Raw genomic sequence first — 15,034 nt, forward strand, 5'->3', positions numbered from 1 at the left:
TTTTTTAGATTGCAAACACCAAATAAGTGCCAACAACTATTACTATTTATCAAAAAAGGATTTGGTACAAACCAGAGACTTAATTGTTATCTGCTGAATAACTAAAATAGCGCCTTTCAGTAGAATGTAGCACCTTCTTAGGTCGCTCTATAACAGGAATAAACCAAAGGGTTGCCAAGGTTTCATAGGGTCTAATCCCTCCGCCTTTCTTGATAACTTAATACAATTTTGTAAAGAACTGAATACAAAGTAACACCTCTACTTTTTTAAAAACAAGTAAAGTGTTTGGTTTTTAATATCCCTCCACTAAAAAGGGAGGGATTTTGCAAACCTAAATTTATAATTTTGAGGATAATCGTATTTACGATATACTTTGAACCACCTCTTTTTTTGCTTCTTTTTTACTACCGTCAAATCCTTCTACACCACCTACTGTAGTATATTTCATGACATAACGTTTACCAGGATTAATCATTTGGTAGGCATATTGACACATAACGGCAGCCTCATGAAAACCAGATAAAATCAGTTTTAATTTACCTTCATAGGTATTTACATCACCTATGGCAAATACACCGGGTAAATTCGTCTGATAATCTTTTGCATTATTAACTTTAATGGCATTTTTTTCAATCTCTAAGCCCCAATCACCAATAGGACCAAGTTTTGGAGACAACCCAAATAAAGGAATAAAATTATCAACCTCTAAATAGGTTTCACCCTTTGACTCATCTTTATGTTTAATGCCAACTGCTTCTAACTTCTCATCTCCAAAAAGTTTTTTCACTTCGGCCTCTGTAAAGAGTTTTATCTTTCGAATTTTAGCTAATTCGGCAGCTTTTTCAACTGAATCTAGTGCACCTCGAAACTCATTTCTTCTATGTACTAAAGAAACTTCAGAAGCAACATCTGCTAAGAAAATTGCCCAGTCTAAGGCAGAATCTCCACCACCAGCAATAACCACTTTCTTATCTCTATATACTTCAGGGTCTTTAATTATATATGCAACACCTTTATCTTCAAAATCAACAATATTTTCAATAGGTGGTTTTCGTGGTTCAAAAGAACCCAATCCACCTGCTATTACAACTACAGGCGCATGATGTTTTGTGCCTTTATTAGTTGTAACAATATAAGAACCGTCTTCTTGTTTATCTAAAGTCTCAGCACGTTCACCAAGTGTAAATCCAGGTTCAAAAGGTTTAATTTGCTCCATTAGATTATCTACCAATTCACCTGCTAATATTTCAGGAAAAGCTGGTATATCATATATAGGTTTCTTCGGATAAATTTCAGAACACTGCCCCCCTTGTTGTGGTAAAGCATCAATTAAATGGCATTTTAGCTTCAGTAAACCTGCTTCAAAAACCGTAAATAAACCTGTTGGCCCAGCGCCAATTATAATTAAATCTGTCTTAATCATCTTATAAATCTATACTTAATAAATAAACTCTTGAGTCTTATGCTTTTCTTGAATCTTTAAAATATTTTCTCTATGCTTTACTACTTCACCAATAATAATTATTGCCGGATTAGTTAGTGCTAGTTTTTCAACTTCCTTTTCGATTGAATCAATTGTAGCAATTCCTATTTTTTCAGATTCTCTAGTGCCGTTTTGAATAATAGCAATAGGCATTTCTGATTTTCCTTCACTTCTAAAAAGATCAACTATCTGCGAAAGTTTAGACATACCCATTAGAATGACAATTGTGGCGTTCGATTTGGCAGCCAATTGCACATCACTTGATAGTTTATGTTCTTTGGTAGTACCTGTAATCACCCAAAAACTCTCTGTAGCACCTCTTTTTGTAACTGGAATATTTTGAGCAGCAGGAACAGATAACGCTGATGAAACACCTGGCACCATTGCAACTGCTAGACCATGTTTAGCGGCATATTCCATTTCTTCAGCTCCGCGCCCAAACACAAAAGGGTCTCCCCCTTTTAACCGAACCACATGACCTCCACTTTTTGCACGCTCTACAATAAGTTCATTGATTTGTTCTTGTTGATACGAATAACACCCTTTGCGCTTTCCAACAAAAATAAGTTCTGCTTTTTCGGCATACTTCAATAACGCAACATCAACAAGAGCATCATACAAAACCACATCTGCATTTTGTAGTGCTTTTATCGCCTTTAGCGTTATCAATTCAACATCTCCCGGACCAGCGCCTACCACAGTCAAAAGACCGAAAGTTTGCTCTGTATTCAAGTTTTGTTTGTTGTTTGCTGCTTTCATGAACTTATGCTTCAGCTAATTCTTGTTTTCTAAATTGAGCTACAGCTTCTAAAAAGCTTTTAGCATCAGTTAAATAGCTTTTTGCAAATTCAGCAGTAGGTTCGTTTTTGTTAATCTGAAGGATAAATTCTTCAAAACCTCTATCTAAAACGATTCTTTTATTGGCAACGAATTTTTCATCAAAATCTTTGATGATACCTGCATGTGTATTTGTTTTCTGATTCTCTGAAGTAAGTATAGCTTTCGCCGTATTCACCATTGATGAATACGAATGATAAATACTAGCTGCAAATTTACCATCATTAAAGGTTGTTTCTGCTGTTTGTATTTTCTCTTCACTTTCATATAATAGCGTCGCAATCAAGTCAATTACTACACCTGCACACTCGCCTATACCAATAGCTTTTACATATTCTTCTGAATTTCCCCAATCGATAAAATCATCAGCAGTTAAATTATCTACACTGGTTAAATCTTTTAAGAAATCATAGAAGTAATGCTCACCTTTTTCTGCATAGTAATCTGGGAATGATAATTCACCGCCGTTAGCATCAAAATCGTTCAAGATTAAACGTAAAGCTTCTGGACCTCTCTTACTTGGTATTTTCACAACTTTATCTGCAAATCTACCTTCTCCATTACCAATATTTCCACCGCCTAACAATACTTGAAGTGCTGGTGCAACTAATTTATCTTTAGTTCGAACAGACATTCCTTGAAAACCGATGTTCGCCATATTGTGTTGACCACAAGCGTTCATACATCCACTAATTTTAATAACTACATCTGGATTATTAATGTAGTCAGGGTATTCTATTTTCATTACTCTTTCTAACTCCTCAGCAATACCTGTACTACTTGCAATTCCTAAATTACAAGTATCTGTACCAGGGCAAGCTGTAATGTCAACTGCCTTATCATAACCCGCCTCCGTAAAACCTAGTTTCTTAAGTTCTGTGTAGAAAAAAGGAATTAATTCTTCTTTTACATACGGCACAACTATATTCTGACGCAAGCTTAATCGAATTTCATCAGCAGCATATTTTTCAACTAAATCTGCTAAGGCTCGCGCTTCTTTCAAGTAGAAATCACCCAACAACACTTTTATACCTATGGCAACGTATCCTTCTTGTTTCTGAGGGATGATATTTGTTGATTTCCAAGCTTCAAATTCTTGTTGATCTTCAACAACAACATTAGGCACTTCAACTTCTGCAATTTTTACTTCAGGATAAGCATCTGCATCTATAGGAAACGTTTTAACAGGAATAGCCAATTGCTCTTCCTCCAGTAGCGTTTTAAATCCATCTAAACCTACGTCTTTCAACAAGAATTTCAATCGTGCTTTTGCTCTACTTTTTCGTTCTCCGTATCTGTCAAAAACACGAACAACACCTTCCATTAAAGGAATAATTTTATCTGTAGCTAAAAATGAGTACAACTCATCAGCATGACGTGGCTGCGAACCTAAACCACCACCAAGCATTACTTTAAAACCTCTTTCGCCATTTTCAACTTTAGCGATAAAACCTAAATCATGCATGTAAGAAAGTCCCGTATCTGCATCACTAGAAGAGAAAGAAACTTTGAATTTTCTTCCTAATTCTTGACTTATCGGGTTTCTTAAAAAATACTCAAATAATGCCTGTGCATAAGGTGAAACATCAAAAGGTTCATCAACATCAATACCAGCCGTTTCACTTGCCGTTACATTCCGAACTGTGTTACCACAAGCTTCACGAATGGTTACATCAGATTTCTCTAGCTCTGCCCATAACTCAGGAGTTCTATTTAAATCGACATAATGAATTTGAATATCTTGACGCGTAGTAATATGCAAACGTCCAATAGAATATTCTTCAGAAACATCAGAAATTCTTCTTAATTGCTTAGAAGAAACTTTACCATAGGGCAATTTTATACGAATCATTTGCACACCTTCTTGGCGCTGACCGTAAACTCCACGAGCTAAACGTAGACTTCGAAATTTTTCTTCATCTATTTTTCCATTGTGAAACATTTCGATTTTATCCGCTAAATCGATAATATCTTTCTGTACAATCGGATTCTCTATTTCTGTTCTAAAACTTTGCATTTCTTATTCTGATTTGGCATTAAAACTGGTTACTCATTAAGAATTAATTGTGCAACCATAATTATAGTTGCTTTTACTAATTCCTTATTAACTAATAAAACCAGCTCCTACTGTATTATTTGATTGTGTATCAAGCAGTATGAAAGACCCATTAGTACGATGGTTTTTGAATTTATCGTAAAAAATAGGTTTATTAAGTTTAAAAGTTACCTGCGCAATATCATTCATTCCTAAAGCAGATGCACTTTCATCAATACCTGAATAATCAGGGTGAATTTTATGATGAATTTTTTCAACTTTAGCAAGCACCTTATTGACACCATGCTGCACTACATATTTACTACCTGCGGTTAATTGTTGAGAGTCCATCCAAGAAATTGTTGCTGTAAACTCTTTTTCTATAGTTGGTAAATCACCAACTTTTACTAGCATATCGCCACGACTTACATTAATCTCATCTTCTAATGTAATGGTTACTGAAGAACGTCTTGAAGCTGTCTGATACTTTTTGTCATAAAAGTAAATATCCTTAATTCGAGATTTAGTTTGTGATGGTAAAGCAACTACCTCATCACCTACACTCAATTCACCACCATATACTTTACCTGCAAAACCTCTAAAATCATGAAACTCTTCCGTTTTTGGACGAACTACATATTGTACGGGAAAACGTGGTGTACCCACATTTGAAACAGCAGCCATGTCTAAAGCTTCTAAATGCTCTAATAAGGTTTCACCTTTATACCAAGGTGTGTTTTCAGATTTATTTACAACATTATCACCCTTCAAAGCACTTACAGGAATAAAAGTAATTCGTTGATCTTGATAATCTCTTTTTCCCATTAAGGTTTCAAAGTCTTCCTTAATAGCATTGTATTTTTCTTCTGAAAAATCAACCAAATCCATTTTATTAACCGCAACAATCACTTCTTTAATTCGAAGTAGATTATTGATGAAAAAATGACGATTGGTTTGCTCAATCACTCCCTTACGTGCATCAATTAAAATTATTGCAGTTTGAGAAGTAGAAGCACCCGTAACCATGTTTCTAGTATATTCTACATGACCTGGTGTATCGGCAATGATATAACTCTTCTTAGCGGTAGAAAAATAAATATGAGCAACATCAATTGTAATTCCTTGCTCACGCTCAGCTACCAAACCATCTGTTGCTAGAGAGAAATCTAAATAATCATATCCCTTCTGTTTACTGGTCTTTTCAATGGCCTCTAACTTATCTGTAGTCAATGATTTTGTATCATATAAAAGCCTACCTATTAAGGTGCTTTTACCATCATCTACACTACCCGCTGTTGCTATTTTTAGTACTTCCATTTTAGTTGCCCTAACTCACTCATTTAAGAGATAGTTTATTGGGTTATATTTTAATTATTGTAAATTTTTTAGCATTTCCCCTTTAGAAAAGTCGAAGTATTTTAAAAATACCCCTGTTGTTTTCTTTTTTCCATGGCTGCTTCTGATCTTTTATCATCAATACGCGCACCACGTTCTGAAATTGTAGAATCTCTAATTTCTTGAACTACAGATGCTATATCAGCCGCTTCTGAAAATACAGCTGCAGTACAACTCATATCTCCGACAGTTCTAAATCGCACCATTTTCTCTAGTACTTCTTCATCATCTTCTTGAAAAACATAATCAGAATGCGACCATATCAATCCATCTCTTAAAAAGACTTTTCTTTTGTGTGCAAAATAGATAGAAGGTATTTCAATCTCTTCCTTTTCTATATAAGACCAAACATCTAATTCTGTCCAGTTAGAAATTGGAAAAACACGTACGTTTTGTCCCAATTCTATTTGACCGTTTAGCATATCAAAAAGCTCAGGTCGTTGGTTTCTTTCATCCCATTGACCAAAATCATCACGCACTGAAAAAATACGTTCTTTTGCTCTAGCTTTTTCTTCATCTCTACGAGCACCACCAATACATGCATCAAATTTGAACTCTTCTATCGCATCTAAAAGTGTCGTGGTTTGAAGTGAGTTTCTGCTTGAATATTTTCCAGATTCTTCTTTCACCTTTCCAGCATCAATAGAATCTTGGACGTTTCTTACGATTAACTCTAAACCAAGTTCTTTAACCAAACGATCTCTAAATTCTATTGTCTCAGGAAAATTATGCCCTGTATCAATATGCATTAAAGGAAACGGAATTTTCGCTGGCCAAAATGCTTTTTGAGCCAATCGAACCAAGGTAATGGAATCTTTTCCACCTGAAAATAACAGTACAGGCTTTTCAAACTGAGCAGCTACCTCTCTAAAAATATAGATAGCTTCGTTTTCTAATGGATTTATATGTGATGTATCTTTCATAAAAATAACTTCAAGTTCTATTAAACGGTTTAGCTAATTACGTATGCAAACCACATTCTCTATTTTCTAACACCTTGGTAGGGTCAAAATATTTATGTTCGTTAGGTAAATTTCTTTCTGTCAAATAAGCATCTAATTGAACATCGTCCCAATGATAAAACGGACTTACTTTTAAAACTCCGTCTTTACTAAGACTTAGAATATCCAAACTATCTCTTAGTGCTGTCTGACCCTTACGTAAATTTGTAAACCACAAATCTGGTTTATGTTCAGCCATTGCTCTTTTAAACGGCTCTAACTTTACTTGTTCAGTAAAAACAGCATGCCTTGGGTCATCTATATTAGGAATCCCCATAACTACATCTCTATGAGAAGATGTTTGTTTGGGTACATATAAATCAATATTAAGATGTAATCGTTCGATCAAATCTACAGCATGTTTATATGTATTTGGGGTATTATAACCTGTATCACACCAAACAACTTTAATATCACTTTTCACATCTACAACAGCATTCAATATTGCAACCTCATAGGGTCTGAAATTAGTGGTTATGACAGGGTTTTGAGCATTATCAATAGCCCATGAAATTATTTCTTTAGGAGAAACATCCTTGAATTGAATATTTAATTTTTCTATTTGTTCTTGTGTAAAGGCCATGATAAATTATTTTATTTTCCCCATTTAATTTTATTCCAAATACGTTCATGAAAAAAGTAGAGAAACATTTTAGTAACAAAATCAATTGATGCAATAGAAGCTGCAATAGCAATTTCGCCAGTTAACAAATATGAAACTAACAACGTATCTAACGTACCAATTATACGCCAACTAATAGCCTTAGCTACGCTTCTAATAGGTTTTTCTGATTTTGAATCTTCAGAATATTTACCCTTAGATTCTTTTTTATTTAAAACTATCTGATCTACTATCATCGAAAAAATATTATTAATCTAATTACCCTATCTATTTAATAGAGTAAACAAAAATAAAACAAAATTATTGTTACAAACCCATAAATTGAAAAAAATATTCCATTACTCTATAGATTTAATAGATTATTAACAAATGGTGGCGAAAACTGAAGATAATTCATCAATTTTTAGAAAATTCTAAAGAAGAAGATTAAGTAGATACCAAATCAGCCAAGGTATTGTTACGGTAAACTGCCAGATTTGCATCTCTAACCTTTAGCATTAACTTATTTACAGAACATGTTTTTTCGTCCGGGCAATCTTCACATTTTTCGTAAAAATTAAGGCTAACACAAGGTACCAAAGCAATTGGGCCTTCTAATATGCGCATAACGTCAGTCATTAAAATCTCTTTGGGTTCTTTAATGAGGTAGTAGCCCCCACCCTTTCCTTTTTTAGAGCCTAGAATGCCTGTCTTTCTAAGAGACAACAATATACTCTCCAGAAATTTTTGTGAAATATTCTCTTTTTTAGAAATTTCAGCAATCTGCACCGGTTGTTTATCCTTTTGCGCAGCTAAGTACGTCAATGCTTTTAAACCGTATTTTGTCTTTTTTGAGAGCATGAAGCGAATATAGCGAAAATTAGCATTCTGCTATGAAGTATCTATACTGGTAACTTCTTCACATCATCTAAATATACTAGACCTACAAAAATAAAACCTTCACCTATTTGATACCTACGCTAACTCTATATTCAATTTATATTTACAATAATTCGATGGCAACTATTTTGTTATACTTTTCCTAATTCCAAGTTTAATCTAGTGATTTCAAAGTACTTTCATTTTAAATTTTAGCACTGAACCGTGATATAAAAAAATATTAAAAATCTCATTTTAAGAATGTTAGAGCATAAGTATTGACTTAATTCATAGATAAAAACAATAAATACCAGTTTAAGTATTTTCTCACTTTTAATTTAAAATCAGAACATAATCAATAACTACTATAAAATTTTAAGCACCTTACTTTTACTTTGGATAACAACAGAAGTAAGCGGACAAACAAATGATATTGTTCAAAACGAAAAGACAACTTCAATAGGCGTCTTTTTAGACACTTATATTATTGATCTTTACGATGGATTGGATGTTGGAAGCTCTATTTTTTACGCCAAAGATTTTTATAAAAAGCGAAAGCATTCTTTTGCATATATGCCCTCTTTGGGGTTTTTAAATTCAGAAGGAACTGAAAATAGATATATACTAGGCTTAGGGGTACAATATCGTTTTGAACCCACTAGACGTAGTAATATCAGAGTAAATATTTCTGGAAACTACATTCTAACCCACTATTTATATGACCGCCATGAATACAACGCTCAAAGCGAATTAGTAAAGCAAAAAAACACAAAAAGTAATTTTGGCCCTTCCTTTGGTCTACATTACAGCTATGATATTTTCCGTATAAAACAGACCTCTTTTGCACTTTCTCTAGGATATAAAAGGATAAAATTAGAAGATGGAAATTACACAAGACTTACAGAAGGCTTTTCATCAAGCATCTCATTGGGCATCATATGTAAATTTTAAGCAAGTATGAATAGAATCAAAAAAGTCATATTCCTAACTTTCGCCTATATCACTGTGAGCGCTTGTTCTTTAAAGGAGGATATACCTGTTGAACTTACAAACAATACTTTGTCTTCTGAAATGGACATTGCAGTTGATGAAATCTATATTACTCATAAAGACAATCTGAACACTGTGGGTATTTCTATTGGAATGCTAAAGAATGGAGAAACTCATTTTTATGGCTACGGTGAAACTAAAAAAGGAAGTGGGCTAACACCTACCAAAGACACCTTTTTTGAGATTGGCTCTATAACAAAAACGTTTACTTCAATTCTGGCAACCAACATGCTATTAGAACAAGGCTTAGATATTGAACAAACCATAAAACCTTACTTACCTAATAATCTTCCTAAACTAAATAGGAATGGTATAGAATTGAATTTTAAACATTTGTTGACTCACACATCAGGTCTGTCTAGAATGCCTAATAACTTTAATTTGTCAAGAGATGCTGGAAAAGAATTTGCAGATTATGATGAACGACATTTGTACGCATTTTTAGAAAACGCAAGAATTCATGCAGACCCTTTCACGCAATATGCTTATTCAAATCTTGGTATGGGATTAGTTGGCACCATTTTAAAACGAAACTACGATATAGGCTATAGTAAAGTACTTCAACAAAAACTCACCAATCCGTTAGGACTAAACAATACCACTGCAAATTTTGCAGAAACAGCTATTGAAAATTGGGCAATGGGTTATAATTTGAAAGGTAAAGAATCAGATTACTGGAAAACATTAAATGCTCTAGATGGTGCTGGTGTTATTAAATCAACCGCTGGAGATTTAATAAAATATGCCGAAGCAAACATAAATCCGCCAGAAACAATGCTCGGCGAAGCTATTCGATTAACTCACAAGGTTTATTTCAAAGAATATGAAACAAATGACCATACAAAAACACGAAACTGTTTGGGTTGGTTTGAATATATAAATGACAATGTACCCAATGAAACCTTTAGACACCATAATGGTGCAACTGGCGGTTTCAACTCAGATTTCTTTATCAATCTAGAGAATCAAACAGCCTTAATATTACTTTTTAATAAAAATGTAGCAGGAGTTGACGGAAGACAAGCTTTAATCACAGAATTATTGCACCTTCTTTCAGAATAGCTTTATCGCAACTGGTTAAATCTAATATAAGAGTTTCAATAATGCTTAGTTCACCTACACTTTTAAACTAAACCGTTTCTACGCCAATGCCTGCTTCACATCAGCAATAATATCATCAACATGTTCTAAACCAACTGATACACGAACCATACCGTCTGTGATACCTGTTTGCGCGCGTTCTTCAACCGATAATTTACTATGTGTTGTTGATGCTGGGTGCGTAACGATACTTCTTGAGTCGCCAAGGTTTGCTGAAAGCGATAATAGTTTGATTGAATCGAAAAATTTCTGCCCAGCTTCTAAACCTCCTTTAACTTCAAAAGCAACTACACAACCACCAGCTTTCATTTGTTTTTTAGCAATTTCATACTTCGGGTGTGATTTTAAAAATGGATATTTTACCCAATTTACTTTCTCATGACTTTCTAAAAACGTCGCCAATTTTAAAGCATTATCACAATGGCGGTCAACACGAACGGCTAAGGTTTCTAAACTTTTTGATAAAACCCAGGCATTAAAAGGCGAAAGCGCCGGACCTGTAATTCTTGAAAAACGATATACCTTTTCAATTAATTCTTTACTACCAACGGTTATTCCCGCAAGTACACGACCTTGACCGTCCATTAATTTGGTGCCAGAGTGTATGACCAAATCGGCTCCAAATTTTATAGGCTGTTGTAAATATGGTGATGCAAAACAATTATCAATTACTAGAATCAAATTATGCTTCTTTGCAATCTTTCCTAGTGCCTCTAAATCTAAAATATCTACCCCAGGATTGGTGGGTGACTCCGCATAAATTAATTTAGTCTTTGGTGTAATCAGACTTTCAATTAATTCAAGTTCATCAATTTTAAAATAAGAATGGTCTATATTCCATTTTGGAAAAAAATTTGTGAAAAGCGAATGCGTAGAACCAAAAATACTGCGTGCTGATAAAATATGATCACCACTATTTAATAGTGCAGCAAGCGTTGAGAATACCGCCGCCATACCTGAAGAAAAAGCAAAGCCTGCTGCTGCGCCTTCCATTTGGCAAACCTTTTCAATAAATTCTGAAGAATTCGGATTCGAATAACGTGAATAGACATTTCGATCTTTCTCTTCAGCAAATGAAGCCCGCATATCTTCCGCATCCTCAAAAACAAAACTTGAGGTCAAATACATTGGGGTTGAATGCTCTAAAAATTGCGAACGTTCTAGTTGCGTTCGTATCGCATTTGTTTCAAATTTCTTTTCCATCTTACTTATTAAATCTCTTTAATCAAAACTATCCTTTTTCCGCAATACGTAAAATATCACCAAAAACACCTCTAGCAGTTACCGCAGCTCCGGCTCCAGCACCTTGTATTACCAAAGGATTCTTACCATATGATTCTGTATAAATCTCTATTATTGAGTCCGAACCTTTTACCTGACCTAAAGCACTTTCTTTGGGTACAGAAATTAGTTTTACTTCAAGAATTCCTTTTTCTTTTTGAAGATCACCGTGCAAATCACCTACATAACGCAGAACATGTCCTGGTTTTTGGTTCTTTTTTATTTCATTAAACTTATCATCTAATAGATCAAGGTTTTTCAAAAAGAAATCAACTTCACCCTTGCGTAACGCAGATGGTATTAAATTTTGAATTTCGATATCTGAAAATTCATTGCTCAATTCTAACTCACGTGCAAGAATTAATAATTTTCTACCAACATCATTACCCGACAAATCTTCTCTTGCATCGGGCTCTGTAAAACCACTTCGCATCGCATCTTTTAATATGGAAGAAAATGGAGCATCAACTTCAGAAAACGTATTAAAAATGTAGCTCAAACTTCCTGAAAAAACACCTTTTATTTGAGTAATATTTTCACCAGAAAGGTGTAATAATTTTATGGTATCAATCAATGGAAGTCCTGCTCCTACATTAGTTTCATACAAATATTGCTTTTGATTTTTCACCAATTCTTCGCGAAGTAATTGATAATAATCGTAACCCAATGTATTCGCTATTTTGTTAGATGATACTACATCAAATCCGTTTTCAACAAACTCAAAATAGTTGGCTACAAAATCTTCACTTGCTGTATTATCAACAACTATTAAATTTTCTAAATGATGCTTTTTTGCAAAGTCAAATATGTCTTTAACAGTATATGATACACCCTTTTCTTTTAATGCGGATTTCCATGTTCTTGTTATACCTTTTGCTGCTAATAATAACTTCTTAGAATTTGCTATTGCAAATACATTCAAGTCAATTCCTTTTCTTTTTTCAATTGTTTTAGCCGACTTTAAAATTTGATCAATTAAAGTTCCACCTACATTACCATGACCAAAAACAACAATATTTATCTTTTTACTAATTCCGAAAATTTGACCATGCATTACATTTAATGCCTTATGTAAATCAGATTTACGAACAACAAGACTCACATTTTTTCCAGTTACAGTATTGTTAAATAAAAGTGGAATGATTTGATTTTTAATCAACGCATTATATGGTCTATGAAAAGAACTCAAATCTTGACCGACTATTGAAATAACTGACACATCAGTTACCACCTTAATCAAATTGATATCCTTTGCTTGAAAATCATTTTCAAACTCTCTTTTCAATACAATTTTAGCACGCTGTGCATTTACTGCATTCACCACCAAACCGATTCCCCTTTCAGAAGAACCTTGCGAAACAATACTAACACTAATATTGTTTTCACTAAGCGCTCTAAAAATTCTAGCATCAACACCAACTTTACCAAGAAGACCTCTACCCTCAAGATTTACTAAAGCCACATTCTCTATTACCGATAGCGATTTAATTCCCTCTTTATTGGTCTTTGCACTTATAAGAGTACCCTCATTGTCTTTGTTAAAGGTATTGAGAATACGTAACGGAATATTTTTTTCAATTAATGGGATAATCGTTTTTGCATGAAGAATATTTGCTCCAAAACTAGCCAACTCATTAGCTTCAGCATATGACAATTGTGAAATGCGCTTAGCATCACTCACATAATCAGGATTCGCCGTATAAATTCCGTCAACATGGGTATAATTCTGTAACTCTGAAGCATCTAAAAAATTAGCAATTAATGCTGCAGAATAATTACTTCCATTTCTACCTAAAGTAGTTGTTTCATCTTCTAAAGTTGACGCAATAAAACCTGTTATTACGGGTACTATATCATCCCCAAAATTAGCAAACTCTCGCAACATATTTTCTTTAGTAACCGCCTCAATAACTTGAGCATCGCCAAATGTAGCATCAGTTTTTATCAGTTTTCTTGAATCAATAAATTTTGCTTTTATGCCCTTACCGATAAGTAACTTTGTTAAAAGCTTTGCTGAAATTAATTCACCATAAGCCATCACCTGATCCTTAATTTTCAAGCTATAATCACCCAAGAAAGAAACCCCTTCTAGAAGTTTAAATAAGCTTGCAAATTCTTTTGATAGATTTACATTTTTATATGCTTGACTTTGATATTTTTCAAAGCTTGAAAAATCTTTGGCAAAGTCAAGTCCGTTTGCGGCTTTATCAAGCATACTTTCCAATTGGTCTGTAGCTTTCTCTCTTGCAGAAACAACAAGTGCAATATTCTCACCATTGTCAACTTTAGATTTTACAATTTCTAACACATTGCCAATACCTTCACCATTGCTTAGTGATTTACCTCCAAACTTAAGCACCTTAACATTACCAGATTTTCCATTTTGATTGAAAACTCCAGTAAGTAAATTCTGCATCTGCTCAAACTCAATTAGAAACGCGTCATGACCATGCAAAGAATGTACCTCACCATAGGTAACATTACTATTGGCTTGTGCTAACTGCCGAAAAGTATCTTTATTCTCTTTTGCAGTAAAAAACAAATCTGAATCAACCCCAATAATATGTATGTTGATTTCACTATTCTGTATGCTATTAAAAAGCACATCACCATCTCTAGTAATGTCTATAGTTCTAAGTAATTGATTCATCAACTTATATGCAGAAAGCTGAAAACGCTCTTGCAATTTTTCGCCATGATGCATCAACCAGCTTTCTACATTAAATACTTTGAGTTCTTCGTTCGTACTTCTTTTAAATCTTTCTTTAAAAGATTCTGGAGTACGATAACAAAGCATAGCATGCATACGCGCATCATGTACGGGCTGTTTTGAATTAATTAAAAACTGCTCTTGAATCTGACAATTTGCAATTAACCAATCAGTTGATTTCCAATCAGAGGCTACCGGAATTAAATTCTCAGTAATTGTTGCATTCAAAGCCACCATTTCCCAGGCAATACCACCGCCTAATGATCCACCAATAATTGCAAATACTTTATTTATTTTTAAATACTCAAGACCTAACAAAAATATTCTTGCAACATCAGCGGCAACAAAATCCTTATAATTATCAATTATAAAACCATCATACCCATTACCCGGAATATTGAATGACAACACTGTATACTTCTGCGTATCTATACATTTACCATCACCAATTAAAGCAGACCACCAGCCTTCATCACCCGTAACATTTGAGTTACCAGTTAAAGCATGATTGACCAAAATTATTGGAGCAGTATGCAATTCTTTACCAAATAATTGATACGAAAGCTTAATGTTTTGCGAAACACCGCTCAGCGTGGTAAACTTGTTAAGATCTATTTCGTGTAGCATGTTTTAGCCTACCTAAAAGGTTATAATCTGTTCA

At 34.0% G+C, this 15,034-nt stretch carries 12 protein-coding genes and 1 riboswitch; of the genes, 2 read left to right on the forward strand and 10 right to left on the reverse strand.

The genetic code is table 11. The features are described from left to right. Positions 1-83 precede the first annotated feature (83 nt). A riboswitch (SAM riboswitch) is annotated at positions 84-219 on the reverse strand. Positions 220-361: 142 nt separating this feature from the next. The 8 genes from JQC67_RS18485 to JQC67_RS18520 all read right to left on the reverse strand — a co-directional run bounded on the left by JQC67_RS18485 (position 362) and on the right by JQC67_RS18520 (position 8,213). Further along, on the reverse strand, positions 362-1,423 hold the full coding sequence (locus JQC67_RS18485; RefSeq protein ID WP_203254381.1) for an NAD(P)/FAD-dependent oxidoreductase: 1,062 nt from the start codon (positions 1,421-1,423) through the stop codon (positions 362-364). Between the two features lie 15 nt (positions 1,424-1,438). Then, positions 1,439-2,242, reverse strand: a complete 804-nt coding sequence (gene cobA, locus JQC67_RS18490) for a uroporphyrinogen-III C-methyltransferase (protein ID WP_203254382.1) — start codon at positions 2,240-2,242, stop codon at positions 1,439-1,441. 4 nt (positions 2,243-2,246) lie between these two features. Next, positions 2,247-4,337, reverse strand: coding sequence for a HEPN domain-containing protein (locus tag JQC67_RS18495; RefSeq protein WP_203254383.1), 2,091 nt, complete (start codon positions 4,335-4,337; stop codon positions 2,247-2,249). An 87-nt stretch (positions 4,338-4,424) separates the two neighbouring features. Further along, entirely contained in the window at positions 4,425-5,672 is a 1,248-nt protein-coding gene (locus JQC67_RS18500) for a sulfate adenylyltransferase subunit 1 (protein WP_203254384.1), read from the reverse strand. A 101-nt stretch (positions 5,673-5,773) separates the two neighbouring features. Then, positions 5,774-6,673, reverse strand: a complete 900-nt coding sequence (gene cysD, locus JQC67_RS18505) for a sulfate adenylyltransferase subunit CysD (RefSeq protein WP_203254385.1) — start codon at positions 6,671-6,673, stop codon at positions 5,774-5,776. A 37-nt stretch (positions 6,674-6,710) separates the two neighbouring features. Continuing rightward, positions 6,711-7,334, reverse strand: a complete 624-nt coding sequence (locus JQC67_RS18510; RefSeq protein WP_203254386.1) for a phosphoadenosine phosphosulfate reductase domain-containing protein — start codon at positions 7,332-7,334, stop codon at positions 6,711-6,713. An 11-nt stretch (positions 7,335-7,345) separates the two neighbouring features. After that, on the reverse strand, positions 7,346-7,609 hold the full coding sequence (locus JQC67_RS18515) for a DUF2061 domain-containing protein (protein WP_153756682.1): 264 nt from the start codon (positions 7,607-7,609) through the stop codon (positions 7,346-7,348). Positions 7,610-7,799: 190 nt separating this feature from the next. Then, positions 7,800-8,213, reverse strand: a complete 414-nt coding sequence (locus JQC67_RS18520) for an RrF2 family transcriptional regulator (RefSeq protein ID WP_203254387.1) — start codon at positions 8,211-8,213, stop codon at positions 7,800-7,802. 522 nt (positions 8,214-8,735) lie between these two features. Between JQC67_RS18520 and JQC67_RS18525 the strand changes: the two genes are divergently transcribed. Both JQC67_RS18525 and JQC67_RS18530 read left to right on the forward strand, forming a co-directional pair. Further along, the gene (locus JQC67_RS18525) at positions 8,736-9,182 is read left to right on the forward strand and encodes a hypothetical protein (protein ID WP_203254388.1); all 447 of its coding nucleotides are present in this window, start codon (positions 8,736-8,738) and stop codon (positions 9,180-9,182) included. Between the two features lie 6 nt (positions 9,183-9,188). Next, the gene (locus JQC67_RS18530) at positions 9,189-10,343 is read left to right on the forward strand and encodes a serine hydrolase domain-containing protein (RefSeq protein WP_203254389.1); all 1,155 of its coding nucleotides are present in this window, start codon (positions 9,189-9,191) and stop codon (positions 10,341-10,343) included. Between the two features lie 78 nt (positions 10,344-10,421). On the opposite strand, the gene JQC67_RS18535 is transcribed toward JQC67_RS18530, so the two are convergent. Beyond that, on the reverse strand, positions 10,422-11,585 hold the full coding sequence (locus tag JQC67_RS18535) for a trans-sulfuration enzyme family protein (protein ID WP_203254390.1): 1,164 nt from the start codon (positions 11,583-11,585) through the stop codon (positions 10,422-10,424). Between the two features lie 28 nt (positions 11,586-11,613). Next, positions 11,614-15,000 (reverse strand): bifunctional aspartate kinase/homoserine dehydrogenase I, encoded by a 3,387-nt coding sequence (thrA, locus tag JQC67_RS18540; protein WP_203254391.1) that lies wholly within the window; start codon positions 14,998-15,000, stop codon positions 11,614-11,616. Between the last annotated feature and the right edge of the window lie 34 nt (positions 15,001-15,034).

Source organism: Aurantibacter crassamenti, assembly GCF_016811105.1.
GTDB classification, from domain to species: Bacteria; Bacteroidota; Bacteroidia; order Flavobacteriales; family Flavobacteriaceae; genus Aurantibacter_A; species Aurantibacter_A crassamenti.